The sequence below is a fragment of the Winogradskyella tangerina genome (genome assembly GCF_003260205.1).
GTDB classification, from domain to species: domain Bacteria; phylum Bacteroidota; class Bacteroidia; order Flavobacteriales; family Flavobacteriaceae; genus Winogradskyella; species Winogradskyella tangerina.
This window is the reverse complement of sequence record NZ_QERF01000003.1, coordinates 137815-162999: the sequence shown is the minus strand read 5'-3', so window position 1 is coordinate 162999 and position 25185 is coordinate 137815. Positions and strand designations below refer to the sequence as shown.

26 protein-coding genes are annotated in these 25185 nt (G+C 34.3%); 22 read left to right on the top strand and 4 right to left on the bottom strand.

Features of this window, described 5'->3' with window-relative positions:
* Position 1: 1 nt before the first annotated feature.
* The 19 genes from cysC (at position 2) to DDY94_RS06150 (ending at position 18719) form a co-directional block, all read left to right on the top strand.
* Positions 2–604: an adenylyl-sulfate kinase gene (gene cysC / locus DDY94_RS06240; protein WP_111683196.1), complete on the top strand. Its 603-nt coding sequence runs from the start codon at positions 2–4 to the stop codon at positions 602–604.
* Positions 597–1502 (top strand): sulfate adenylyltransferase subunit CysD, encoded by a 906-nt coding sequence (gene cysD / locus DDY94_RS06235; RefSeq protein ID WP_111683195.1) that lies wholly within the window; start codon positions 597–599, stop codon positions 1500–1502. The genes cysC and cysD overlap by 8 nt, the downstream gene beginning before the upstream one ends.
* A gap of 14 nt (positions 1503–1516) precedes the next feature.
* Positions 1517–2773, top strand: a complete 1257-nt coding sequence (locus tag DDY94_RS06230) for a sulfate adenylyltransferase subunit 1 (RefSeq protein ID WP_111683194.1) — start codon at positions 1517–1519, stop codon at positions 2771–2773.
* Between the two features lie 10 nt (positions 2774–2783).
* Positions 2784–3329, top strand: coding sequence for a hypothetical protein (locus DDY94_RS06225; RefSeq protein WP_157957264.1), 546 nt, complete (start codon positions 2784–2786; stop codon positions 3327–3329).
* A gap of 9 nt (positions 3330–3338) precedes the next feature.
* Positions 3339–4031 (top strand): acylneuraminate cytidylyltransferase family protein, encoded by a 693-nt coding sequence (locus DDY94_RS06220; RefSeq protein ID WP_198658922.1) that lies wholly within the window; start codon positions 3339–3341, stop codon positions 4029–4031.
* Positions 4028–4825, top strand: coding sequence for an HpcH/HpaI aldolase family protein (locus DDY94_RS06215; RefSeq protein WP_111683192.1), 798 nt, complete (start codon positions 4028–4030; stop codon positions 4823–4825). Before DDY94_RS06220 ends, DDY94_RS06215 begins: the two co-directional genes overlap by 4 nt.
* The gene (locus DDY94_RS06210) at positions 4822–5703 is read left to right on the top strand and encodes an NAD-dependent epimerase/dehydratase family protein (RefSeq protein ID WP_111683191.1); all 882 of its coding nucleotides are present in this window, start codon (positions 4822–4824) and stop codon (positions 5701–5703) included. The genes DDY94_RS06215 and DDY94_RS06210 overlap by 4 nt, the downstream gene beginning before the upstream one ends.
* Complete coding sequence (gene pgl, locus DDY94_RS06205) at positions 5693–6367, top strand: 6-phosphogluconolactonase (protein ID WP_111683190.1); 675 nt, start codon at positions 5693–5695, stop codon at positions 6365–6367. Before DDY94_RS06210 ends, pgl begins: the two co-directional genes overlap by 11 nt.
* 4 nt (positions 6368–6371) lie before the next feature.
* Positions 6372–7142 (top strand): FkbM family methyltransferase, encoded by a 771-nt coding sequence (locus DDY94_RS06200; RefSeq protein ID WP_157957263.1) that lies wholly within the window; start codon positions 6372–6374, stop codon positions 7140–7142.
* Positions 7114–7782 (top strand): HAD family hydrolase, encoded by a 669-nt coding sequence (locus DDY94_RS06195; RefSeq protein WP_111683188.1) that lies wholly within the window; start codon positions 7114–7116, stop codon positions 7780–7782. The genes DDY94_RS06200 and DDY94_RS06195 overlap by 29 nt, the downstream gene beginning before the upstream one ends.
* Complete coding sequence (locus DDY94_RS06190; protein ID WP_111683187.1) at positions 7782–8702, top strand: NAD(P)-dependent oxidoreductase; 921 nt, start codon at positions 7782–7784, stop codon at positions 8700–8702. Before DDY94_RS06195 ends, DDY94_RS06190 begins: the two co-directional genes overlap by 1 nt.
* A gap of 19 nt (positions 8703–8721) precedes the next feature.
* Positions 8722–10485, top strand: coding sequence for a phage head spike fiber domain-containing protein (locus DDY94_RS06185; protein ID WP_111683186.1), 1764 nt, complete (start codon positions 8722–8724; stop codon positions 10483–10485).
* Positions 10482–11735, top strand: a complete 1254-nt coding sequence (locus tag DDY94_RS06180; protein WP_111683185.1) for a hypothetical protein — start codon at positions 10482–10484, stop codon at positions 11733–11735. Before DDY94_RS06185 ends, DDY94_RS06180 begins: the two co-directional genes overlap by 4 nt.
* Entirely contained in the window at positions 11735–12877 is a 1143-nt protein-coding gene (locus DDY94_RS06175) for an O-antigen ligase family protein (protein ID WP_111683184.1), read from the top strand. The genes DDY94_RS06180 and DDY94_RS06175 overlap by 1 nt, the downstream gene beginning before the upstream one ends.
* The gene (locus tag DDY94_RS06170; protein ID WP_111683183.1) at positions 12874–13647 is read left to right on the top strand and encodes a 6-hydroxymethylpterin diphosphokinase MptE-like protein; all 774 of its coding nucleotides are present in this window, start codon (positions 12874–12876) and stop codon (positions 13645–13647) included. Before DDY94_RS06175 ends, DDY94_RS06170 begins: the two co-directional genes overlap by 4 nt.
* A gap of 125 nt (positions 13648–13772) precedes the next feature.
* A complete protein-coding gene (locus DDY94_RS06165) occupies positions 13773–14618 on the top strand; it encodes a putative capsular polysaccharide synthesis family protein (RefSeq protein WP_198658921.1) in 846 nt (281 codons plus the stop codon).
* A 34-nt stretch (positions 14619–14652) separates the two neighbouring features.
* On the top strand, positions 14653–15852 hold the full coding sequence (locus DDY94_RS06160) for a WcaI family glycosyltransferase (RefSeq protein ID WP_232817831.1): 1200 nt from the start codon (positions 14653–14655) through the stop codon (positions 15850–15852).
* A 91-nt stretch (positions 15853–15943) separates the two neighbouring features.
* Positions 15944–17242: a UDP-glucose dehydrogenase family protein gene (locus tag DDY94_RS06155; RefSeq protein WP_111683180.1), complete on the top strand. Its 1299-nt coding sequence runs from the start codon at positions 15944–15946 to the stop codon at positions 17240–17242.
* 121 nt (positions 17243–17363) lie between these two features.
* Positions 17364–18719: an undecaprenyl-phosphate glucose phosphotransferase gene (locus DDY94_RS06150; RefSeq protein ID WP_111683179.1), complete on the top strand. Its 1356-nt coding sequence runs from the start codon at positions 17364–17366 to the stop codon at positions 18717–18719.
* Here DDY94_RS06150 and DDY94_RS06145 read toward each other — a convergent pair.
* Positions 18716–19891 (bottom strand): glycosyltransferase family 4 protein, encoded by a 1176-nt coding sequence (locus DDY94_RS06145; protein ID WP_111683178.1) that lies wholly within the window; start codon positions 19889–19891, stop codon positions 18716–18718. The two genes, DDY94_RS06150 and DDY94_RS06145, sit on opposite strands and share 4 nt — an antisense overlap.
* Complete coding sequence (locus tag DDY94_RS06140) at positions 19881–21191, bottom strand: phenylacetate--CoA ligase family protein (protein ID WP_111683177.1); 1311 nt, start codon at positions 21189–21191, stop codon at positions 19881–19883. The genes DDY94_RS06145 and DDY94_RS06140 overlap by 11 nt, the downstream gene beginning before the upstream one ends.
* Positions 21192–21276: 85 nt before the next feature.
* On the opposite strand from DDY94_RS06140, the gene purD reads away from it, so the two are divergent.
* The gene (gene purD, locus DDY94_RS06135; RefSeq protein ID WP_111683176.1) at positions 21277–22548 is read left to right on the top strand and encodes a phosphoribosylamine--glycine ligase; all 1272 of its coding nucleotides are present in this window, start codon (positions 21277–21279) and stop codon (positions 22546–22548) included.
* Positions 22549–22551: 3 nt separating this feature from the next.
* Here purD and DDY94_RS06130 read toward each other — a convergent pair whose 3' ends face one another.
* A complete protein-coding gene (locus tag DDY94_RS06130; RefSeq protein ID WP_111683175.1) occupies positions 22552–22779 on the bottom strand; it encodes a DUF6341 family protein in 228 nt (75 codons plus the stop codon).
* A gap of 123 nt (positions 22780–22902) precedes the next feature.
* Between DDY94_RS06130 and DDY94_RS06125 the strand changes: the two genes are divergently transcribed.
* Complete coding sequence (locus DDY94_RS06125) at positions 22903–23820, top strand: DUF6427 family protein (RefSeq protein WP_111683174.1); 918 nt, start codon at positions 22903–22905, stop codon at positions 23818–23820.
* Here DDY94_RS06125 and upp read toward each other — a convergent pair.
* The gene (gene upp, locus DDY94_RS06120; protein ID WP_111683173.1) at positions 23809–24468 is read right to left on the bottom strand and encodes a uracil phosphoribosyltransferase; all 660 of its coding nucleotides are present in this window, start codon (positions 24466–24468) and stop codon (positions 23809–23811) included. The two genes, DDY94_RS06125 and upp, sit on opposite strands and share 12 nt — an antisense overlap.
* 72 nt (positions 24469–24540) lie before the next feature.
* On the opposite strand from upp, the gene DDY94_RS06115 reads away from it, so the two are divergent.
* Positions 24541–25149: a DUF4254 domain-containing protein gene (locus DDY94_RS06115; RefSeq protein WP_111683369.1), complete on the top strand. Its 609-nt coding sequence runs from the start codon at positions 24541–24543 to the stop codon at positions 25147–25149.
* Positions 25150–25185 lie beyond the last annotated feature (36 nt).

Below are 25185 nucleotides of genomic sequence, written 5' to 3'. Positions count from 1 at the left end.
TATGGCAAAACATGTTATACCCCATAGTTATCAGGTTTCAAAAAAAGACAGAATAACGGCCAATAATCACAATTCATTTCTATTATGGTTTACGGGTTTATCTGGTTCTGGTAAGTCTACGATTGCCAATGTAGTAGAACAGGAATTGTTTAAGCTTGGCATTAAAACTTATTCATTAGATGGTGATAATATCCGAAAGGGAATTAACAATGATCTTTCATTTTCTCCCCAAGACAGAACGGAGAATATAAGACGAATTGCAGAAGTCTCTAACCTAATGATTGATGCTGGCTTGGTGGTTTTAGCAGCATTTGTTTCGCCCTATAAAAAAGACAGGGATAATATAAGAACTATCGTTAAAGATTTTAACTTTGTTGAGATCTATGTAAATACGAGTATAGAAGAATGTGAACGCAGGGATGTAAAGGGTTTGTATAAAAAGGCAAGAGCAGGTGAAATAAAGAACATGACAGGGATCTCTGCGCCTTACGAAGCACCCGAAAACCCTAACATTGAAATAAAGACCGAAACAGAATCTGTTGAAGATGCTGTTGCTAGAATTATTGACTATATAAAACCAAAACTAAAACTCAATTATGAGTAAATATTATTTAAATTATCTAGACGAGTTAGAAAGCGAAGCCATATTTGTTTTACGCGAAGTATGGGCGCAGTTTGATAATCCAGTAATCTTATTTTCTGGTGGAAAAGACTCAATTTTGGTAACGCATTTAGCTAAAAAAGCTTTCGCCCCCGCTAAGATTCCATTTCCTTTAATGCACGTAGATACAGGACATAATTTTCCTGAAACCATCAAATTTAGAGATGATATAATTAAAGAGCTTGGTGTACAACTTATCGTAGGTTCTGTTCAAGAATCTATAGATCAGGGTAGAGTTGCGGAAGAAAAAGGGAAAAATGCCACACGTAATGCTCTTCAAATTACAACACTGCTCGATGCCATAGAAACTAATAAGATAGATTGTGCTATTGGTGGTGGTAGACGTGACGAGGAAAAAGCCAGAGCAAAAGAACGCTTCTTTTCGCACAGGGATGACTTCGGACAATGGGACCCTAAAAATCAAAGACCGGAACTGTGGAATATCTTTAATGGTAAACACTTTGAAGGAGAGCATTTTAGAGCTTTCCCAATTAGTAACTGGACAGAAATGGACGTGTGGAATTACATTCAACGCGAAAATATCGCTATTCCTTCTCTTTATTTTGCTCACGAAAGAGAAGTTGTTTGGAGACAGAACAGCTGGATACCAAATTCAGAATTCTTGATATTAGAGGAACACGAAGAGATTGTTACTAAAAAAGTACGTTTTAGAACCCTTGGTGATATTACCATCACAGGAGGCATAGAATCTGACGCAGACACGCTTGAAAAAATTGCAAATGAAGTTTCAGGGATGCGACAAACAGAACGCGGAAACAGAAGCGATGATAAACGCTCTGAATCAGCTATGGAAGATAGAAAAAGACAAGGATATTTTTAAAGAAATTAACCATAATGATAGATAATAATCAATTATTACGATTTACAACAGCAGGAAGTGTTGATGACGGAAAAAGTACATTAATTGGGCGTTTGTTATACGACTCAAAATCTATTTTTGAAGATCAGCTTGAAGCCATTGAAAACACTAGTAAAAAGAAAGGTCATGAAGGCGTTGATTTAGCACTCTTTACTGACGGATTACGAGATGAGAGAGAGCAAGGTATAACCATAGATGTGGCCTACAGGTATTTTACAACACCTAAGCGTAAATTCATCATTGCCGACACACCTGGTCATATTCAGTATACTAGAAATATGGTAACCGGAGCTTCAACAGCCAATGCTGCCATTATCTTAGTAGATGCAAGACATGGTGTAATAGAACAAACAAAGCGCCATTCTTTTATTGCATCGCTTCTTCAAATTCCACATGTTATTGTTTGCGTTAATAAAATGGATCTGGTAGATTTCTCTGAAGATGCGTATAATAATGTTATTAATCAGTTTGAAGAGTTCTCCTCTAAAATGCTGGTAAAGGATGTTCGATTTATTCCTATTAGTGCATTATTGGGAGATAACGTTGTTAATCGATCAGAAAATATGGATTGGTATCAAGGTGCACCGTTGCTTCATACGCTCGAGACCATGCATATTAGTAGTGATATCAATAAAGTAGATGCAAGATTTCCGGTTCAAACGGTAATTAGGCCTCAAAGTGACGATGAAAATAGAGACTACAGAGGCTATGCCGGACGTGTTGAAGGTGGTATATTTAGACCTGGGGATGAAATTACAGTAATGCCTTCTGGATTTACCAGCAAAATTAAATCTATCGATAATTATTCAGGAGAGCTGAAGGAAGCTTTTGCTCCAATGTCTGTTTCAATTACACTCGAAGATGATATAGACATCAGTAGAGGCGATATGATTGTAAGATCTAACAATAAGCCAAAAGCAACACAAGATATTGAGGTGATGCTATGTTGGCTAAATAATAGTCCATCGCGCCCAAGAACTAAGTATAGTATAAGGCATACAAGTAATGATCAAAAGGCAATGATTAAGGAAATTGTTTATAAGATCGATATAGAGACTTTAGAGCGTAACAAGGAAGATAAAACGCTTCACATGAATGACATTTCTAAAGTAAAAATTAGAACAACTAAGCCTTTAATGATTGACGAATACAGAGAAAATCGAACAACGGGAAGCATCATTTTAATTGACGACACCACAAACGAAACTGTAGCCGCTGGAATGATCGTCTAACTATTTTTATATGAAGAGACTGCTATTTTGCGCAATGTTAATGACTATTATTGCTTGTAATAATACCAAGGAAAATAAATCCTCTAAGGCAGAAGTTACAAACAATCAACAGCAAGCTGAGCCGAATGAAAAAGAGCTTAAGCTTACTATGAAGTTTAAAACAAACAAAAAAGACGAGTTTACTTTTATGATGAATGAAATCAGCGTTGATGAATTTCAAACCAAAAATATTCATTTAGTAGAAAAAGTGTCTCCTACCTCAACGACTGATCAAATAATAGGTAATTTTGGGCCTAGTAATATTTCGAACAAAATGATTATTTCTCTTGGTAGAAAAGAACCTAAAGAGGTAGAAATAATATCAATCAATTTTGAATACGGTCAGAGTAGCGTTAATATTGGTCCAGAGCAATTAAGTGAATATTTTGGCTTCAGTAAATTCTCGTTATTAGACTCTACAACCTATAAAATAAAAACGATTAGGGTTGATAATCAACACAACCCTAGACTTTATGTCAGAAAAAAGCTGTGGGACGATTTAAATGTAAAATTTTAGATTCCATATATGATCAAAGTCACGGCACTTCTACCCATGAAAGGCAACTCGGAAAGAGTTCCGAATAAAAATTTAAAAGATTTCAGCGGTAAACCTCTTTATCACAGAGTTTTAGACACTCTTTTAGATTCTAAATACATTTCAGCAGTAGTTATAAATACGGATAGTGAAAAGATTAAAAAAGACGCCTTAGAATCCTATGGCGATAAAATAGTTATCCACGATAGGCCCATTGAAATACAAGGGGATTTAGTGTCAATGAATAAAGTCATTGAAAATGATGTATTAAGATTTGAATCTGATATCTACCTTCAGACCCACAGTACAAATCCTTTACTTACCACAGCTTCAATAGACAATGCAATAGCCCTATTTTTAGAGCCAGACTTTAAAGACAACTACGATTCTATATTTTCGGTTACAAAGATTCAAACTAGGCTCTATGACGAAAATGGAAAAGCGTTTAACCATAATCCCCAAAAACTCATAAGAACACAAGACTTACCACCTTTATTTGAAGAAAACTCCAATTTCTTTATTTTTACTAAAGAATCTTTTATGGAAAGTGGTCTAAAACGTATTGGAAAGAAGCCAAAAATGTTCGAAATAGACAAATTAGAAGCCATAGATATTGATGACCCACAAGATTTTTTAATCGCCGAAACATTGTATAAAACATTAAGAAAGGAGTCCACTGAATGAAAAATTTTGAACACAATAAAAGTCCATTAAAGTCTAAGCTTCGCAATAATGAACTCAGTATAGGCTCTTGGCTAACTATTCCGCATCAAGGAGTTGTTGAAATCTTAGGTACATCAGGATTTGAGTGGTTGACCATAGATATTGAACATTCAGCCATTAATATAGAGACAGTTCAGAATTTAATTGGCCATATCCAAGGTAACCATATGGAGGCTTTGGTGCGTGTAAGTAAAAATGATGAGGTCATCATCAAAAGAGTTATGGATGCCGGTGCAAACGGCATTATTGTACCCATGGTAAAAAACGCCGAAGAGGCTCGGGAGGCTGTATCCTATGTAAAGTACCCGCCAATTGGAAAAAGAGGTGTTGGACTATCTAGAGCGCAGCATTATGGCGTTAGTTTTGAGTCTTACAAGCAGTGGGTCCAAGAAGAGTCTATAGTTATTGTTCAGGTTGAGCATATTGATGCGGTAAATAATCTAAGAGAAATACTCGATGTGGAAGGTGTAGACGGAATAATTGTTGGTCCATACGATCTTTCAGCATCGATGAGTAAACCAGGAATGTTTGATGATGATGACGTTAAAGAGGTTTTGAACAGAATAGATAAAATTACCTTAGAAAAAAACAAACCACTTGGCTTCCACGTTATCGACTCAAATCATGCTAAGATCATAGAAAAAGTAGATAAGGGATACTCTTTTTTGGCATTTAGCTTGGACTTTTTCTTTCTTGGCGATAAGGCAAGAGATGAAATGAAATCATTAAAAAGTAAATTAAGCCAAAAAAAATGAAGCAGGTTTTAGTCTTTGGAGGTCATGGTTTTTTGGGCCATTACTTAGTTGAAGAATTGTTGAAGAGGAATTATAAAGTAACGGTTGCAGATATTTCCGAGAACAATGAATTTGAAGGTTATGCAGATTTTATTAAATGCGACATTCTAAGTAAAGAGGATGTGACCAATGTATTTAGCCAATCAGATTTTGATGTTGTATATAATTTAGCAGGCTTTGCTAATTTAGATAATGCCATTAAGTTTCCTATTAAGACCATAGAGCTTAATGTAATGGGCAACATGTACATCCTCGAAGAGTGCATAAAAAAAGGCGTTGCAAATTTCGTATATGCCAGTAGTGCTTACGCCATGAGTAATAAAGGATCCTATTACGGTATAAGTAAACTTGCTTCAGAAAAAATTATCGAGGAGTACCACAAAAGATACAACCTTCCTTTCGTAATTTTAAGGTATGGATCTGTTTATTCAGAAAGACCATACGACAACAATTACGTGTATAATTTGGTTAAAGAGGCAGTTTTAAACAAAAAAATAGAACACTCAGGATCTGGCGAGGAGTTACGTGAATATATTCATGCCTCAGATGCCGCCAAGCTATCTGTTGATGTCATAGAATCTGATGAATTCAACAATCTCCATGTTATATTAACAGGAACTGAGCGCATGAAGCGTTCTGACCTTTTCAATATGATAAATGAGATAATGAATGATAAGGTCGATATCGTTTATAATAATAGTGGATATACAAATCATTATAAATTCACGCCTTATTCATTTGAGCCATCAGTCAGTAAAAAACTCATAGCCAACCCTCACATAGATATGGGGCAAGGACTGCTTGAATGCATAAGATCTGTTCACAGTAATGAAGAATGATTCGATAAAAATTATCACCCTTGATGACAAGGATTTTGTAGATAAATCATCAGACCTTATAAAAGACCTTATAGCAGATCTTATTTTAGAAAAAGGTGAAATATCTGTTGCACTCTCTGGCGGAAATTCGCCGCTTCCGATTTATAAAAAGCTAAGTACTCTAGATATAAACTGGGATAAAATCAAATTCTTCTCTGTTGACGAACGTTGCGTAAGCGTTAATCATTCTGAAAGTAATTATGGCAATATCAGAAAGCTTTTGTTTGATAAAGTTGCATCCAAGAGTTTTTCGATGGTCGTAGAAAATTTAAATTATCACGAATGTGCTTCAAAATATGAAGAAATCATTAAGACCAATATTTCGTTTGCCAATGGTATGCCTCAATTAGATCTTGTTATTCTTGGTATGGGTCTAGATGGGCATACGGCATCCCTTTTCCCGGATACGAAAGCCTTACTCAACATGAGCGATTTAGTTGTTTTAAACCATGTTCCGCAGCTAAAAACAGAGCGCATAACTATGACCTATCCATTGTTATTAAATGCAAAGAAAATCGTTTTAATCGCTCCCGGACAAGAGAAGAAAAAAGTCTTAGATAATATTTTTAATAATAATTACCCAATTTCAAAAATAATTCCGCAAATTGACCTCATCTTAAATTAATATGATGAAGAAGTTAATAAAAGAAGTTTTGCCACCGAGAATGTTTTTTTTCTTTAGGCAAAAGCTGAAAAAGCATTTTGATGAAATCTTACTAATAAATGACTTTCTCGATTATAAAGATGGCGTAATGTTTGATGTTGGTTCCTTAAATGGATTTTCATTTATGCCATTTTTATTAAAAAATTGGAAAGTTTTTGCCTTTGAACCAGACGAGAACAATTACCAAGGAATTTCCAAATACCTAAAAAAATGGAATTTAAAAGCTAGTCTGCATAAGAATGCAGTTTCAAATATTAAAGAAACCAAAACGTTTTATACGAGTACTTCTTCAAAAGGAATTCCCAGCCTGTTAAAGTTTAATAATAGTCAAGTTCCTTCTTATGAGGTAGATACTATTACACTGAAGGACTTTGTAATAGATAATAATATTAGTGCTATTGACTTTTTAAAAATTGATGTTGAAGGGTACGACTTAATGGTGCTTGAAGGGTTTGATTTTTCCAAATTTAAACCGCGAGTAATCATGTGCGAATTCGAAGACAAAAAAACAGTGCTTTTAGACTATACAGTTAAAGACATGGGTAATTTCTTAATAGAACAAGGCTATTTTTTAGTATACTCGATATGGCACCCCATTAAAGAATATGGCATACAGCACGATTGGAAAAAACTATCTACAGATATTGAAGAGATTGAAACTGATGATTGGGGAAATATAATTGCCTTTGCTACTAAAACGGATTTTGATGAGTTTAAAAGACAGTACAATTTTTAAGAATATTTTTTTTGACTTTGATGGTGTAATTGCCGAATCGGTGGATGTAAAGACGGAGGCATTTAGAGAAATGTACCTTCCGTATGGAGAAAAAATTGCCGATAAGGTAGTAGACCACCATATCCATAATGGCGGTGTTTCGAGATATGAAAAGTTTAAGATTTACCATAAACAATTTTTAAATCAGGATATTTCTCAAGATCAATTGAACGATCTAGCACAGACGTTTTCAAAATTAGTATTAGAAAAAGTAATTAATGCCGAAGAAGTTGTTGGCTGTAGCAATTTTTTAGATAAATACTCAACACGACTTAATTTTTGGATCATTACAGGAACACCCACTGTAGAAATAGAGCAAATTGTTGAAAAAAGAGGTATTGAAAACCATTTTAAAGCTCTTTGTGGCTCCCCAAAAAACAAAAGATACTGGACAGAATACATCATTAAGGAAAACAATTTGAAACGCCATGAAACCTTATTTCTTGGAGATGCTACTACAGATTATGATGCCGCTGATTTCTCTAATATACACTTTGCCTTAAGAGAGCATCACGAAAACATGGAAGTTTTTAAAGATTTTAATGGGATTAGATTTAAGACGTTTACTGAGCTAGAAAAAGAAATACAAAAATATTTATAATGAAAGTTTTACTCACAAGCACATCGTTTCAGGACTCTAGTGGAAACCATCAGAGTTTTTTAAAAGATCAGAATTGGGATGTTGTGAAAGAAAGAGGACCACTAACCGAGGACCAATTACTAGCTCTTAACCACAATTTTGATGCTATTATTTGTGGAGATGATGAGTACACTGAGAAGGTATTAACCGAGTACAAGAAAAGAGGTCTCAAGGTGCTTTCTAAATATGGAGTAGGTCTAGATTCTGTAGATCTCGAGGCTGCAAAAGACCTAAATATTACGGTTTGTAATTGTCCAGGGATTAACGTTAATACTGTTGCAGAACATGTTGTTGCCTTATTATTCCTTGCAAGTAAAAACCTGATTCCGCAACACAATTTAGTACAAGATGGTCAATGGAAAAGGCTAGTAGGCAACGAGTTAAACGGTAAGAGTATAGGTATCTGGGGATTTGGTAATATTGGAAGAGCTACAGCGGAAAAATGTGCCGCATTAGGAATGAAAGTTAATGTTTTGGATTTATTTTATAAGGATGAGGTAAATCCAGATTATGAGATATGTGCAGATGCTGAAGAACTTTTTGAAAAATCAGACATCATTTCATTACATTTACCACTCAATAGACATACGGAAGGAATTGTTAACTATCAATTACTCAAACAAAGTTCAAATAGCAGTAAAATATTAGTTAACACCTCTAGAGGCAAGCTCGTCGATAATGCTGAAATAATAAAGGCCTTAAAAGAGAATAACCTAGGTTATTATTTAGCCGATGTGCTCGAAAAAGAGCCTATGATTGATAATCACCCTTTTTTAGGAAATGAAAAAATCATAATTACGCCGCATATTGCATCTAGAACCTATGAGAATATTGAAAAACAAGGAATTTGTGCCATAAAGAATGTTTTAAAATCTCTGTAATGGCGCTCTAAAATGATACATGAGACGACTTAATAGATATTTATTTTATGCATTGGCCTTATTCCCCATATTAGACTTTGCAATAATAAATATCATTACGATTCTGTTTTTTGTATCACTTCCGTTTGATCTTAAGACCTTTTCAAAAACTAACCCAAAGAAAGCTTACTTTGTAATTCTGATATTTCTTCTTACACTCATACCTCTGTTTCAGAGTAGTTTTGAGTGTTCGATTACTTATTGGCTAGAAAAGGTAGCACCATTATATATTCCTTCTGTTTTATTATTGTTTGCACCCTCTTATATAACCAAAAAAGAAGCAAACACCTTTAAAAACGTTTATATAGTTGGAGCCGTCTTATATGTTTTAAGGTTTGCTTACATCGTTATAAAAGAAGTCTATAGTGGTCAATTGGAGGTGGTATCCCAAAAGCAGTTCTTGTTCTATTCGGATATAATGAATTTTTTGAAACCAACTATAGACGTATTAGACTCCAACTATCATAAACCGTACTTTTCGTTGATTATATTATTGGCTTTGTTTTTTACGACCAAGAAATTGATTGACGAAAAATTCAATACACTTAACATTTTTCTCACACTCTTTTTTCTGATAGCTGTAATTTTTCCAATTTCCTTACCTAATATAGCTATTGTTTTTGCCTACCTATTATACCTTATTTTCACCCTTTACAAGAAAAAGAAAATTTTACTTTCGAGCTTAATGGCAGTCGTAGTTATAGGTATTACTTCGTTGGTATTGTATAATAGTTTTAAATATAAAAATATAGATATAACGGAAGATGTTGTATTCGTTATGGATAATCTAAAAGGCAATGAAGAAGAACACAAAGCCAACCAATACAATCCGAGAAAGATAATTTATTCAGCACTATTAAATAAGATCGACGAGGTGCCATTACTTGGATATGGTTACTGTGGAGGTAAAAAAACGGTCACCCAGATAGTGGAAGAAAGTATTACCTCAAACGACGGGGTTGACTTTGCGAAAAACCTTCTCATCAATACCGATCAATTAGAGAGCTTAATATGGAAGAAAAATGGAGCCTCTATAGAAAGCAACAAGGACAATTCATTTCGCGTTTTTTCAAAGAATAACGGTTGTAAATCTCACACCGTTTTTCAAATACTAGACGACCTTAAAATTGATGAAACATACGCGTTTTCGGTAAGCGTAAAACCAAATAAGGCCAATGTGGTCATTAGATTAGGTGAGATTAATTCTCAGATGGTGGTTTTTGATGTCAATTCCAATACCTTTCCACATATTGGCCAAGGCATAATAAATCATGAACTTATAAAGGAAAACGATGATTACTACAGACTATCCATTACTACTAAAGCTACAAAATCCAGAAATATTGCCTTAATTGGGTTTGTAAGTGCGGATTATAAGTACAATCATTGTGATGAGAATAATTTTTTTGATTTAAAATCTCCACAATTAGAAGTAGGTTCGGACCAAACATCGTACGCAAGAGGGTTGTCAAAAAATGAAAGAAATCTTTTGGGTTCCAGAATTAATGCACATAATTTTTTTTTACAAGAGTATTACATAGGCGGAATTATCGGTCTTCTATCTATAATTTTATTATATGGATGGTTTGTATTCTTAGGCGTAAATGCTGCAGATAAGGTACTCACCTTATATGTGGTAGCTATTATAGTGAACTCATTTTTTGAAAACATACAATTTAGACAAATGGGAATTTCCATTATTATTGTGGTGTCTGTTTTATTGATATTTAAACGGAAGGAATGAAGATTAGTAGAGTTAAAAAGTTAACAAAATCACTTTATAACAATAAAGGGATAAAGAATTTGTCAATGAAAGCTTTGGCAAAAGGGTGCTTTTTTCTCTTCAATTTGTATATAATAAATACTTTTTCTGTTTCTGATGTAGCCAGCTTTTCCATTTTTTATACAACAGCAAGATTTTTATCATTCTTTGGTGTTGATAGCATGCATATTACCTACTTCTCTGAAGTGAGAGATATTCATCTTAGAACCAATGAGAATAAAGATGTTATTGATAGGATTATCTCGCATCTTTTTGTTTCTCATTTATTATTGCTAGTTATAAGCTTTTTTATTTTCGATGAAATTGGGATTGTTATTGCCGTAAATGTTGTGGCTTTTGCGTTCTCTGCAATTCGGTTATTTGCGGATTTTTCGAGAGTAAATAATACAATTAAAGCATCAATAATTATTGAAGATGTGTTCTTTACATTTGGGTTTATTTTCTTGAGTGTTGCATTTATGCGATTCTTCAATGACCCTATTTTTTCTTTAGCGTTAGCTGTAAGTATCTGCGGGTTGCTCACTATTATTTATGCGCTGATTCATTTTAGAAAACACCTTAACGTTAACTTCTTCTCTTTCAAAAAATTTAATTTTAGTATTTCAAGGTTTTGGTTTCTTAATAAGTTTACGTTATTAAAGGGAATTACAGTATTTGTACTTTATCTATCAAGACAATTTGGCGACTTCTATTACGGTGATAAAATGGTGGCAGAGACGCATCTACTCATCATCTTTATAAATGTATTTATGCTGATTTCCAATTCTATTATTGGAGCATTTCAAAATGAAATAGTATTGCATAAGGATATGGTTTTAAACAGAAAGACCTTTTTAAAAGTTTATAAAAAATTAACCATTCCTATCCTGTATTTTGTGTTTTTACTTGGACTTATTCTAATTGTCTTTTCAGAAAAAATATTGCTTTTGATTGCGCCAGATTTTGCCTATCTAGAAACCCAATTCATTTGTATGATTATATTAGTATTATTGTATTTTATTATAAATCCAATTTTTTACTTCTTTTATATGAATAAGGAAATAAGGAACTTTAAAAACTTCATTATTCTGGGCTATTTCATTTTAATCGCTGTAGTGCTTTCTGGATTGATAGTAGAAAATTATTGGATTTGGTTCTTTTCAATAATCTCAATTTTAGTAATTATTCCGTTACTCGTGTCTATTACCAGTTTAATTCATCTCAAAAAGTAATGGATATTTTCTATGTTTTCTTTTTAAGACTGATATCCTATCTCGAAGATAGCAGTAAGATCATAGCAACTTCTATATTGTTTCTAGTCCTAATTACTCATATTTTATGGTTTAACAACTGGAAGATTAGACTAAAAAAAGAAGACGTGTTGCCCATTCTTGTGCTTGTATTTATGCTGGCACATACTCTTATTTTTTCACAGGTAACTTTGCAAATTGTAGGTATACTTTTCTCTTATTTATTGTGGTATTTCTTTGTTAAAAACAAGTTTAAGAATTTATCAAAATTTGATGCCATTAAATATCTGGTTTACAGCCTTACGGTGTATAATTTGATCAATTTCATTTGGTATGAGATAGAATATTCACATTTAAGAACAGGGATCAATACAACGCTAGGGCTTTTTAATATCGTAGCCTATAGAGTTAACTTTCCTATGGCTAGTGGTCTTACTGTGAATTCCGTACAGATAGGTATTACATCATTGCTGACCTTGTATTTAATTAAGAATACAAATAAACTTCAGCTTAAGTATTTTTTAACCATACTATATGTTTGGAATCTATATCTTCTAGTGGTTCTAGATTCTAGATCACCACTGATCATTTCGATATTGTTAGGCTTTGTGGTCGGAATGGGGATTAAAACCATTGTCTATTTCATTACGCGTTACTGGGCAATAATTGCGGTATCTGCAATTTTTGCTGTTTACATTTTTTATAATACAGATATTTTTATTGGTTTTAAAAGGCCAGGCGAGCTTGAAGAAAACTTCTTTAAGCGACCTAAAATATGGGAGTTAGCAATTACGAGTTCATTTGAAGATTTTCGGTTTTTATTTGGCCACGGTTTAAATTCGTTTAAAGAAATGATCTCTCAGTATGAAAAATCCCTAAGCACAACCCACAATGTGTTTCTTCAGGTGCTCTATGATTATGGGATTTTTGGATTAACCATATTGATCTTCTTTTTGTATAAAACAATGACCGTCTTGCTAAAACACAAAGACAATAATTTGATGATTATTTTTGTCACCTTTTTTTTATTTGGTTGTTTGGAATCGGTACCTAGTTATTATACTTTTACCCCGACACTAATATTTATTCCCTTATTAGTAATAATATATAAAGTTAAAGAATGAAGTTGTTTGATAAACTTGTAAAGAAGAGTAAACCGATTAGGGATATTGTTGATAAAGTAATTTTTTCTTTTCTTAAAAAGCGCAATCAGTGGAGTTTATTAGATAATATGTTAAATAAACCAGTGCTTATTGTTGGTAATGGGCCAAGTCTTAACCAAACAGATTTTGAAGCCTTTTCCGACCACATTAGTATTGGGATGAATAAGATTAACTTAATTTACGATAAAACAGCCTGGAGGCCAGATATAATAGTTTGTGTTAATGGCAGTGTTTTATGGCAAAACAAAGAGTTCTTTAATACCACGGACACCATTTTGTTTGTCCCACCTCGTGCGATATATCTGGGCATTAAAAAGCGGAAAAATGTATTTGTATTAAATTTTCATAGCAAGGATGATTTTTCTGATGATATAAAAAAGACAATTGCTAATGGTGTAACCGTGTCTTACCCTTGTCTTCAAATCGCTAATTATTTGAATCCACAAAAAGTTTCAATTGTAGGTATCGATCACAGCTATAAATTTGAAGGTAAAAATCAGACTTACAAAAAATTTGAAGGTGAGGATATGAATCATTTCTCTAAAGACTATTTTAAAAATCAAATTTGGGGAACGCCAAATCTAGAGCACAGCGAAGTACAATATGAAATTGCAAAGCAAACTTTTGATGAAAAGGGAATAGAAATTATAGATTATACTGTTGGTGGAAAACTAGAAGTTTTTGTTAAGCGAAATCTAAATGAGCGTATAGCAAATAGACAAATTATTTAGCACAAGGACCGTTTTTATTACCTGATTATTATACTTGTATGCCCCGCCAATACGTTTTAAATACTGTTATTAAGCCTCTTTCGAAAGAGATTTGTATTCAATACTTTTTGATTACTTAAATGAAAATGAACAAGAAACTAAAAGACAAATTAAGAAACTCGTGGCTAAGGGCAGTAGGTTTTTTTCTTCAAGATATTCTTAATTATCTTAAATATAATATTTTGAAAAAAGACCTGGTCCTAATTTATCAAATGGGAAAGGTCGCTTCTTCTTCGATTTATTACAGCCTAAAGGAAAAGAATTTAATTGTTTATCACGTTCACCGCCTCAACAAAAAATATATTCAAGAGGTTCATGAATCCATCTATAAAAAAACAGGAGAGGTAGAATCTAAGGTCGTCGACAAAAGAGGCATAAGGTTATTCAATATGTTTATTAAATCAAATAAACGCCCAGTTTATGTGATCTCTATGGTAAGAAACCCAATAGAAAGAAACATTTCTGCCTTCTTTCAAAATAAAGAACATTACACCAGATTAGTCAACTATTCTAATACCGAAGAATTAATTGATTTATTTTATAATATTTACGATCACGAAACACCTTTGTTGTGGTTTGATAAAGAGTTTAATCAGAGCTTAAATACCGATATTTACGAAACTGCTTTTCCGAAAGAAAAAAAATATCAAATCCTAAAATCGAATAACTATAACATTCTTCTATTACGAGTCGACTTGGAGGATCAAGCAAAAGAAAAAATCATAAAAGAGTTTTTAGGCTTAAAACAATTTGAATTAAAGAACAAGAATGTTGGTGCTCAAAAAAATTACTACAGCGAGTATAAAGAATTTAAACAGAATATAAAGTTGGAGAAAGGCTATATTGATAAAATGCTAAACTCTAAATTTGTAAAGTTCTTTTATACTGAAAATGAGATCATGTCATTTGAAAAAGAATGGTCGAGAAACTAAATAAGTTTCGCACCCAAAAATTTAAACTAGTATATTGAAAATTGCATTAATCTCTCCAAATTATTATCCAGAAGATACAGCAATTGGGCTGTATAATGCCGATCTGGTAAAATATCTACTAAAGCATGGGTGCCAAATTAATGTAATTACGGGATTTCCTTACTATCCTCAATGGAGGATTAATGACAATTACAGAAACAAGAAACGATTTTTAAGAGAAAATATAGATGGTATAGAGGTTTTCAGATATAAACAATATGTGCCCAATAACCCCACGTTTCTTAAAAGAATAATCCACATTTTAGATTTCACATTTGGATCTTACTTTAATTTAAGAAAGCTAAAGGAAGCCGATGTAATTATAGCCATTGTGCCATTTACCAGCAATATATGGTTAGGAAATCGTCTTAAGCGTAGACATAAGGCAAAACTATGGGTGCATGTTCAGGACTTTGAGGTTGATGCTGCGTTTCAAACAGGATTGGGTAAAAAAATAAAAGGCATCGCCTCCCTGCTTTTTAGATTAGAAAAACGACTTTTTTCTAAAGCTGATGTCGTTAGTACCATTAGCCAAAGTATGTTGGCTAAATTATCAGATAAGACGTCTGTTGAGCAATACTATTTACCTAATTGGATTGATGAAGATAAAATTGATCCTCAGCAATCTAAACAACATAGGTATCTTAAATCTTCAAAACTAACAATTCTATATTCGGGCAATATTGGAGATAAGCAAGACTGGAGCGTATTCTTGAAATTTTGTAATGATATAGATAGCGAGAAATATGAGGTCATTGTAGTCGGTGACGGATCTAAAAGAGAGTGGCTTGCAGATCGGATAAAAGAGTTAGAGCATGTAAGCATTTATGCACCGGTTCCTTACGATGAACTTTCAGATTTACTTTGCAGTGCAGATGTTCATATTTTATTTCAGAAGACAGAAATCATAGATTCTGTAATGCCCTCAAAGGTTCTAGGAATGATGGCTAGTGCAAAACCATCAATTATTATCGGAAACGATAAATCTGAGGTGAAATCTATTTTTGAAGCCTCTAAAGGAGGGTATTATTTTTCCAACTATTCCAATGCCGTAGTTGGGCATTTAGACAAGCTTACATCACTAACCAAAGAGGAGGCGAAAAACAGGGGTGATTATTGTAGAAATTTTGTTATCGACCAATTTTCTAAAGATAAAATCCTTTCGAAGATGTTTAGCAAGTTGCAAGAACTATAAAAGCTTATAGTTAATCGAAATAAAGATAAAGATTTCTAAAAAATAACTTTACTTCATTACATTTGCCCCGAACTCAAATTAAAACCATAACATGAAAATTTCAGTAGTAGGTACAGGTTATGTAGGATTAGTTACAGGTACTTGTTTAGCAGAAACTGGTAACGAAGTCCTTTGTGTAGATATTGATCAAGAAAAAGTAAAAAAAATGCAGTCTGGTGAAGTTCCAATTTATGAACCGCACTTAGATGTATTATTTGAAAGAAATATTAAAGCAAAACGCTTAACGTTTACAACTTCTTTAGCCGAAGGACTAGAATTTGCCGATGTTATTTTTTTAGCGCTTCCTACACCTGAAGATGAAGACGGCTCTGCTGATTTAAAGTATATTTTAGGTGTTGCCGAAGACATCGGTAAGATGATTAAAAATTACAAGGTAGTCATCGATAAAAGTACCGTTCCTGTAGGGACTTCAGATAAAGTAAAAGAAACTATTGCTAAGCATACAGATATAGAGTTTGATGTCGTTTCAAACCCTGAATTTTTAAGAGAAGGTTTTGCTGTGGATGATTTTTTAAAGCCTGAACGTATCGTTATTGGTTCGAGCTCTGAACGCGCTACTGAGGTCATGAAAAAGCTATATAAGCCTTTTGTAAGATCGGGGAACCCAATAATTGTGATGGACGAAAGATCAGCTGAACTTACTAAATATGCAGCGAACTCTTTCTTAGCTACCAAAATTACCTTCATGAATGAGATTGCTAACTTTTGCGAAATGGTTGGCGCTGATGTAGACAAGGTTAGAATTGGTATGGGCACTGACTCAAGAATTGGTAAACGCTTTTTGTTTCCTGGTATTGGTTATGGTGGATCCTGTTTCCCGAAAGATGTAAAAGCACTTCACAAATCTGGTCAGGATGTTGGCTACGATTTCAAAATATTAGATTCGGTAATTAATGTTAATCACAAACAGAAAACAATTTTAGTACCGAGAATCAAAAATTATTTTGATCAAAATTTAAACGGAAAGAAAATTGCTGTTTGGGGATTGGCCTTTAAACCTGAAACAGACGACATAAGAGAAGCGCCATCATTATATATGATTGACGAGTTATTGAATGAAGGTGCTGAGATCACAGCGTTTGATCCGGAAGCGATGCCAAATGTTAAGCGTAAACTTGGTGATAAAATTAGCTTTGCCAGTAACATGTACGATACCTTAAATGATGCAGACGCTTTAGTAATCTGTACGGAGTGGAGTATTTTTAGAACGCCAGACTTCAATAAGGTGAAGTCTCTAATGAACAATCATGTAATTTTTGATGGTCGAAATTTATATGATTTGGAAGATATGGAAAAGGAAGGTTTCGTTTACAGCTCAATAGGAAGATAAAGCAGCCTTCTATTCTATATTTAAACATTTAGTAGAATAAGTTTTTTTAAGCCTTATTTTAGATTATATTTAGTCAGGCGATTTTGGCCAAGCAAATCATTCTTCAAATTAGTTTCAGGATTTGAGCTTATTTAAACACGGTAGATACTCAGGATATTTAAGACCTATTTCATACTTAATTGATCTAAGTATAATTAACGCTGTTGGAATTTTATATTTAGTAAATGACAAAGAGCCCTTAATATTTGTGGTTTTCATTTCGTTAGGCTGGGTTCTGTTGTCCATATATTCTAAGTTTTATCAAGTTTATAGATACACAAGGCCAATAAATATTTTGGCACTAATTGTGGGTCAGGCCATTTTGTTCTCACTTTTCGTTTTTGCCTTTTCTGGGCTTTATCATGAACTAGATATTTACCCCAGACCTATAGTAAAATACACATTATTCTGTTTTTTACTTATCACCATTTTTAAATTTGCGATCTATTATTTATTACAGAAATATAGGGTCTCTTTTGGTGGAAACTACAGGAAAACAGTGATTTTTGGACTCAACAAAAAAACCTTAGCCTTAGAAAATTTCTTCAATAAAAACCCTGAGTATGGGTATCTGCATAAAAAAACATTCAACTTTAAAGACAAAGAATTATCCCTAGAAGAATGTTTCGAATTTGTTCTTAACGAACGTGTAGATGAAATCTATTGTTCAATTTCTGAACTTACAAATTCTCAAATTGCTGATCTCGTTGATTTCGCAGATAACAACCTTAAGATCCTGAAATTTATTCCAGACAGTAAAGAGATCTATTCAAAAAAGCTACGCTACGAATATTACGATTATATACCAATTCTAACCTTAAGAACAATCCCATTAGAGGACTCCGTGAACACCATAATTAAGCGTGTTTTCGATATCCTTTTCTCAAGTATTGTGATAGTCTTTGTTTTATCATGGCTAACCCCGTTAATTGCTATACTGATCAAATTAGAATCAAAAGGCCCTGTATTTTTTAAACAATCTCGAAATGGGTTTAACTATCGAGAATTTGATTGCTATAAATTTCGTTCAATGACCCCCAATAAGGACGCACATCTGTATCAGGCAACCAGAGGCGATCAGCGCGTTACCAAAGTGGGCAAGTTTATCAGAAAAACAAGCATAGATGAACTACCTCAATTCTTTAATGTGCTTTTTGGTGATATGTCTGTGGTTGGCCCAAGACCTCACATGGTGAGTCATACAAACATGTATGCTAAGAAGATCGATAAGTTTATGGTACGTCATTTTGTAAAACCTGGTATTACTGGTTTGGCTCAAGTAAGTGGATTTAGAGGTGAGGTTGAAACAGATAAAGATATAATCGGAAGAGTTAAATACGATATCTTTTACATCGAAAATTGGTCGTTACTACTCGATTTCAAGATTATTTTTCAAACCTTTATTAATGCGATAAAAGGCGAGGACAAAGCGTATTAAAGTACTGTTTGTAGGCTTTTTAATTGAACCCCGAAATCAAAGTTTTCATAAGCTGTTTTCTGAATGCGCTCTTTCATTTGAAGGTTGATCTGAGACCTATCTATAGATTTGATTGTTGTATTTAATTGCTCATAATTTGTAGCTCCAGCCACCCAACCTAATTGATGATCAGTAATAACGGTTTCGCCTTCTCCACCACCAAAATATAGCATAGGTAAGCCTAGTTTAGCATATTCAAAGATTTTTGAAGGCACAGAACCATAAATTCTATTAAGTAGTGGAATTATTGCAAGGTCATATTTGAGGAGCTCTTTATGCAATTCTGATCGGTCGACGCGTCCATGAAACACAATAGGGAGTTCCTTATTGATAGCAATAAAACTTTGTAATGCTTCTTCTTCAGCTCCCGATCCATAAATATGAAGTTCTATGCCTTCATAGTTTAAATTTTGACACATTTTTAATATGCCTTGAGCTACTCCTAATAGACCGGCATAAACAATTTTTAATCTGTTTGTGCCCGAGGATGATTCATTTAATTCCTTGAATTCAATATCAGGGAAATTACGATAAAGAAAAAGCTCAGGTTTTTTGGTAATGGACTTAATGTGCGCTAGTATTTCATTGCTCTGTCCTAATATTAGATCTGCGTTTTTGTAATTGAAGGCTTCAAGTTTTTGCAATAACCTATAACTAAAGTTTAGTTTCAGCGCGCCTAATTCGTAACCTGCACTTGGCCAAAGATCACTTACATTCAGAATTACTTTTCTTTTTTTAGACCTTAAAAAGAATACACAAGTAAATGCTACAAGTAATGGCGGAGACTGAATGATGACCTTTTTAGGAATTCTATTCCACATAAAAAACCACATCAAACTGAAGCTGTAAGATAGCATCGCAAATAGCCTCAAGAACTTATTTTTCGACTTGCTAGCGTACAACCAAATTCGGCTAATAATAATGCCGTTCTCCTCTGATTTTGCTTTGAATTTTCCTTTATAATCTTTGAAAATTTTCCCGGTAGGATAATTAGGTAACGGTGTTACCACATGCACATTATAGCTGTTTTTTAAACCGTCAGCCAAATGAAAAATACGATTTGATGCCGCACCGATTTCGGGCGGAAAATAACTCGTAATGATCATTAAATCTTCTTTGGTTTTAGCTGACATAGGAGGTAAACTGCTTTAATTTTCCCGACTTCGATCGGTCTAGAACATCTACGCGCTCAAATGAAATGAATATGCCTGGTTCTAAATACTGCTCCATGGCTTTTGATATTTTGGTTTTTTGCTCGTCAGACAAAGGCTCTCGACTAACAAATTTAACGACAAATTGATCTAAAGCTGTTTGTTCAATTATAAATTCAGAAACATTGCCATCATTTTCAATCACACTCTTGGTGATGTAGTAAAAAGTTAAACCCGCTGCTGTTTTTCCACTTGGGAGAATAGCTATATCGTTGGTACGACCAATCAACTTCTTTAAAATGGGTTTTCTGAGCGTACTTTGCTCATCAAGAACACCAATATCACCTATATCGTATCTGATAAATGGGTGCGCTTTGTTGTAGAGCGAAGTGATTACGATTCGACCTTCTTCACCATAAGGTAATACCTGATCCTTATCATCTAAAATTTCAATATATAAGGTTTCACTATTCATTTGCCATTCATCTGAAGGATTCTGAAACGCGATCAGATCTAATTCAGAAGCCCCATATTCATTAACAACCGGAACACCAAATTGCGCTTCCAAAAGAGCTTTGTCATCATCGAATAACATCTCCGAAGTAACAATAGCCACTTTCAAACTTGGGCAAACCGTACTTAGAACAATATTGTTCCGCTGAAGGTATTTCGCAAATTGAACGATCGGACTCGTATACCCGTTGATGTAATCGAACTTTTTGGAGTTAAAGATTTTTAATGCTCGTGAAAAAGCAGCATCGCTCAGGTCAAAAACAGAAAACCGATAGCGACTACTCAACCAATCCTTGAAACGCTCCTTATAATAACCTTTCTTATCTAATGGAATACCATAAAAACGCGCCTGTTTTGAAGCATTGAAATCAATACCATACCAAGAGAATCGGTTGATAATTTCTGCCCAAGTCAACGCGTGGCTCCACTTATCTTTAGCAAAAATGAACGGATCTCCAGAACTCCCCGAGGTCTTATTTATGTAGATGTTTTTCTTATGAAAACCAGTGCTTAATCTATTTTCTAAGGGTTGTTGCAAGTGACGTTTCGTCATCACAGGTATAGATTGCCAGTCGTTAGCATTAGCATTTTTAGCAAAGCCCTTATAAAAGTCATTATGCTCTAAATGAAAGGCAACGATGTCTCTTTTTTTGTTAGCGACGTATTCGGTGAATTCAAGATCGCTTAGCGCCTGAATATCAGACAAAGCACGCTTGGCTTTGTCAATATCAAAGCCGTTTAGTTTAAGAGATAAATCGAATAACTGCAAGATCTTTAAGGCCTAAAAAGGTTTCCGAAAATTAATTCTTTTTTCAAATCAAAACCAATTATTTTTGCCCAAACAAAATTAAGCCATGAATATTTTAGTACTAGGCTCTGGAGGAAGAGAGCATACATTTGCCTGGAAGATTGCACAAAGTGAAAAATGTGATTCGTTATTTGTAGCCCCAGGAAACTCCGGAACCGCCGAAATAGCAACAAACCTTAATATTTCTGTCACTGATTTTGAAGGCATAAAAAATGCTGTAATCACACACCATATCGATCTTGTTGTTGTAGGGCCGGAAGATCCGTTAGTACAAGGCATTCATGATTATTTTTTAGCAGACGAGGACCTAAAATCGATTTCAGTAATTGGACCGCAAAAGGCCGCTGCCGAATTAGAGGGAAGTAAAGAGTTTGCTAAAGAATTTATGAAGCGTCATGAAATTCCGACTGCAGCCTATAGCAGTTTTACCAAAGACAATATTGAAGAAGGCTACCAATTTTTAGAAACTCTACAGCCGCCTTACGTTTTGAAAGCCGACGGATTAGCTGCAGGTAAGGGCGTACTTATCATTCAGGATTTGGACGAGGCAAAATCTGAATTAAAAAATATGCTGGTTGATGCCAAATTCGGGAATGCAAGCGCCAAGGTTGTTATTGAAGAATTTTTAGACGGAATTGAGTTGAGTTGTTTCGTTTTAACGGATGGTAAAGACTATAAAATCCTCCCAACAGCCAAAGATTACAAGCGTATTGGTGAAGGCGATACAGGTTTGAATACCGGCGGAATGGGTGCCGTTTCACCTGTACCTTTTGCTTCGGAAGAATTTCTAAATAAAATAGAACACCGAATTGTAAAACCTACGGTTGAAGGCTTAAAGAAAGATAATCTGCCCTATGTTGGATTTATATTTATTGGTCTCATAAAAGTGGGCGACGATCCTAAGGTGATAGAATACAATGTGCGAATGGGCGATCCTGAAACAGAAGTTGTATTACCCAGACTTAAAAATGACCTGGTAGATATTTTCGAAGCTATGTCGAAAGGAACTCTATCTGAAATCGAAATCGAAATTGATAATCGCGCAGCAACTACCATAATGCTTGTGTCTGGTGGATATCCTGAAGCGTACGAGAAGGGTAAAGAGATTTTTGGCCTAGATGAAGTAAAAGACTCTATTGTTTTTCATGCTGGCGCACAGTCTCGCGATGGTAAAGTAGTAACTTCAGGCGGCCGTGTAATGGCAATTACTTCTTATGGCAGTAATTACGAAGAGGCCATAAAAAAATCTTATCAAAGCATAAATCTGTTATGCTTCGATAAGATGTATTATCGTAAAGATATCGGATTCGACCTCTAAACCTTATAGGTAAGAGTGTGCCGTAACACTTTTATCTTCTTCGTTGTTGGCGTTGTACTTGGCAAGTTGCATCATCCAATAAACAAAGGCAACCATACCAATTAATAAGAATATCCAAGACATAATATTGGCACCAAACCAATTCTCTAATTCAAATGCTCTTAAGGCATCGAATGGAGCGAAAAGATAATCAACAAATAAATCTTGTATTCCGTAAAAGAAATCTTTCATAACTTTATAAATTTACTCGCAAGTACGAGTTTAACGTTCATGATTTAAATAAATCAGCAGTTTTTAGCATTCCGAAGAATTAATGAAACTGCACGATCGAATGCAAAAATACAAAAACAGTAAATGATTACAAGTGTTTTTAGTAAATCTAAGCCTATAAATATTATTATAGTTGCAGTTTTCATTCTGATCGTTTTCGTGATTTCAAATTTTGCCCTGCTTTTTAATGAATTAGATCAATCTTTAAAGGCGGTTGCAAAGCTGTTTATTGCTTTTTTTTCGCTTTTCATTTTAGATTTTATTATCTCAAAAAATACCTTAACCAAAAAGAATAGCTATGCTATAATGACCTTTGGTTTGTTATTTGGGATGTTCCCCGAAGCATTGAAACATTTAGAGCTGCTATGCGCCAACTTACTAGTCCTCTTCGCGCTGAGACGCCTTATAAGTTTGCACTCTAACCTTCATGTTAAAAAGAAACTTTTTGATGCTGGCTTTTGGATCATGCTGGCAACGCTATTTTATTTTTGGGCCATTTTGTTCTTTGCGTTGGTCATAGTAGCATTGATCTACCATTCAAAAAATGACATTAAAAATACCATCATTCCATTTGTTGGGTTGATTTCAGTAGTGTTAATGCTGGTAGCTTACAACATCATTGTTCACGACACCTATGTTACCGGTACAAATTTTCAACGTTATGCAAGCTTAGATTTCACAGTATATAACAGCATAGACCATATACTTATATTCACTATACTGTTTACGGCGTTTATTTGGACGCTAATTTATTTTTTCAGAATACTTCCAGACAAAAACAAAAAGCTTCGTCCATCTTTTTTCCTCATAGCCTGGGCAGCAATAATTGCCATTTTAGTGGCGATCATTGCGCCGTTAAAAAACGGAAGTGAGTTTTTGTTCTTATTTGTGCCGTTTTCAATAATCATGGCGAATTATATCGAAGTCATTTCAGACAGTTGGTTTAAGGAAGTGTTTGTTACCTTATTACTTATTGCGCCTATTTTAAGCTTACTGTTGTAATTTATTTCCGAAGGCCAGATCACCCGCATCGCCCAATCCTGGGATTATATAGCCTTTGTTATTTAGAGTCTCGTCGATAGCTGCAATCCAAAGATGCGAATCCGACCCAAATTCTTCGGTGACCAGATCAACCCCCTTTTGAGCTCCGATAACACTGACTAGGTGTACTTCTTTAGGAGTGCCAAATGGTTTTAGCGCTTCAAATGTTGCTACCATAGATTGTCCGGTGGCTAACATAGGATCGGCCAGAATTAAGGTTTTGTTTTCTAAACTTGGACAAGCTAAATACTCTACTACGATTTCGAAACTTTCAGGATTATGTTTGTGCTGGCGGTATGCTGAAATAAAAGCGTTTTCGGCGGAATCAAAGTAATTTAGCAGCCCATTATGAAGTGGGACACCAGCTCTTAAAATTGAGCACAACACAATGTCTTTTTTATGCAATACGGTATCTGAAGTGCCAAGAGGTGTTTCAACCTGATGTGCTTCGTAGTTAAGAGATTTGCTTAACTCATAACCTAAGATTTCGCCAATGCGTTCAATATTTCTTCGGAATCGCATGCTGTCATTTTGTATGTTTTTATCCCGAATTTCAGAAATAAATGAATTTAATATCGAAGGCGTTTCAGAAAGATTATGAATATGCATAAATGGTCAATTAGTTCAATGGCTAAGTTAATAATTCAAAGTATATTTGCATATTCTAAAATGATTCAAAATATGTTTTCAGAAAAAGCCAATACGATATTTCAGGATGTTATTAAAACCTACAAGGTTTTAAATACCGTAGATCAGCCTTTTACCAATAAGTACGACAGAAACGACGACCTTATCGCTCATTTACTTTATAGAAAATGTTGGATAGATACTGTTCAGTGGGCTTATGAAGACATCATTAGAGATCCAAATATCGATCCAGAGGCGGCTTTAAAGTTAAAGCGTATGATCGATGCATCAAATCAAGACAGAACAGACACCGTTGAGTTTATTGATAGTTATTTCCTAGACAAGTACAAGGACGTTGAAGTAAAAGCCGATGCTAAAATAAATTCTGAAAGTCCGGCTTGGGCTATAGATCGTCTTTCAATTTTAGCACTGAAGATCTATCATATGCACCTCGAAACCGTTAGAGAAGATGCTACAGACGCACACAAGGCTGCTTGCCAAAAGAAATTAGACGTCTTGTTAGAGCAGCGTGTAGATTTAAGTACGGCTATTGATGATTTGCTTAATGACATTGCTAATGGCGATAAGTATATGAAAGTGTATAAGCAAATGAAGATGTACAACGATGATGAGCTTAATCCTGTACTTAGAGGACAGAAATAATAGCTCATCCTGAACGTGTTTCAGGATCTCACATTC

Coding starts and splice junctions, on each gene's coding strand:
- cysC (WP_111683196.1), top strand. CDS start 2: ATGGCAAAACATGTTATACCCCATAGTTATCAGGTTTCAAAAAAAGAC.
- cysD (WP_111683195.1), top strand. CDS start 597: ATGAGTAAATATTATTTAAATTATCTAGACGAGTTAGAAAGCGAAGCC.
- DDY94_RS06230 (WP_111683194.1), top strand. CDS start 1,517: ATGATAGATAATAATCAATTATTACGATTTACAACAGCAGGAAGTGTT.
- DDY94_RS06225 (WP_157957264.1), top strand. CDS start 2,784: ATGAAGAGACTGCTATTTTGCGCAATGTTAATGACTATTATTGCTTGT.
- DDY94_RS06220 (WP_198658922.1), top strand. CDS start 3,339: ATGATCAAAGTCACGGCACTTCTACCCATGAAAGGCAACTCGGAAAGA.
- DDY94_RS06215 (WP_111683192.1), top strand. CDS start 4,028: ATGAAAAATTTTGAACACAATAAAAGTCCATTAAAGTCTAAGCTTCGC.
- DDY94_RS06210 (WP_111683191.1), top strand. CDS start 4,822: ATGAAGCAGGTTTTAGTCTTTGGAGGTCATGGTTTTTTGGGCCATTAC.
- pgl (WP_111683190.1), top strand. CDS start 5,693: ATGAAGAATGATTCGATAAAAATTATCACCCTTGATGACAAGGATTTT.
- DDY94_RS06200 (WP_157957263.1), top strand. CDS start 6,372: ATGAAGAAGTTAATAAAAGAAGTTTTGCCACCGAGAATGTTTTTTTTC.
- DDY94_RS06195 (WP_111683188.1), top strand. CDS start 7,114: ATGAGTTTAAAAGACAGTACAATTTTTAAGAATATTTTTTTTGACTTT.
- DDY94_RS06190 (WP_111683187.1), top strand. CDS start 7,782: ATGAAAGTTTTACTCACAAGCACATCGTTTCAGGACTCTAGTGGAAAC.
- DDY94_RS06185 (WP_111683186.1), top strand. CDS start 8,722: ATGAGACGACTTAATAGATATTTATTTTATGCATTGGCCTTATTCCCC.
- DDY94_RS06180 (WP_111683185.1), top strand. CDS start 10,482: ATGAAGATTAGTAGAGTTAAAAAGTTAACAAAATCACTTTATAACAAT.
- DDY94_RS06175 (WP_111683184.1), top strand. CDS start 11,735: ATGGATATTTTCTATGTTTTCTTTTTAAGACTGATATCCTATCTCGAA.
- DDY94_RS06170 (WP_111683183.1), top strand. CDS start 12,874: ATGAAGTTGTTTGATAAACTTGTAAAGAAGAGTAAACCGATTAGGGAT.
- DDY94_RS06165 (WP_198658921.1), top strand. CDS start 13,773: ATGAACAAGAAACTAAAAGACAAATTAAGAAACTCGTGGCTAAGGGCA.
- DDY94_RS06155 (WP_111683180.1), top strand. CDS start 15,944: ATGAAAATTTCAGTAGTAGGTACAGGTTATGTAGGATTAGTTACAGGT.
- DDY94_RS06145 (WP_111683178.1), bottom strand. CDS start 19,891: ATGTCAGCTAAAACCAAAGAAGATTTAATGATCATTACGAGTTATTTT.
- purD (WP_111683176.1), top strand. CDS start 21,277: ATGAATATTTTAGTACTAGGCTCTGGAGGAAGAGAGCATACATTTGCC.
- DDY94_RS06130 (WP_111683175.1), bottom strand. CDS start 22,779: ATGAAAGATTTCTTTTACGGAATACAAGATTTATTTGTTGATTATCTT.
- DDY94_RS06125 (WP_111683174.1), top strand. CDS start 22,903: ATGATTACAAGTGTTTTTAGTAAATCTAAGCCTATAAATATTATTATA.
- upp (WP_111683173.1), bottom strand. CDS start 24,468: ATGCATATTCATAATCTTTCTGAAACGCCTTCGATATTAAATTCATTT.
- DDY94_RS06115 (WP_111683369.1), top strand. CDS start 24,541: ATGTTTTCAGAAAAAGCCAATACGATATTTCAGGATGTTATTAAAACC.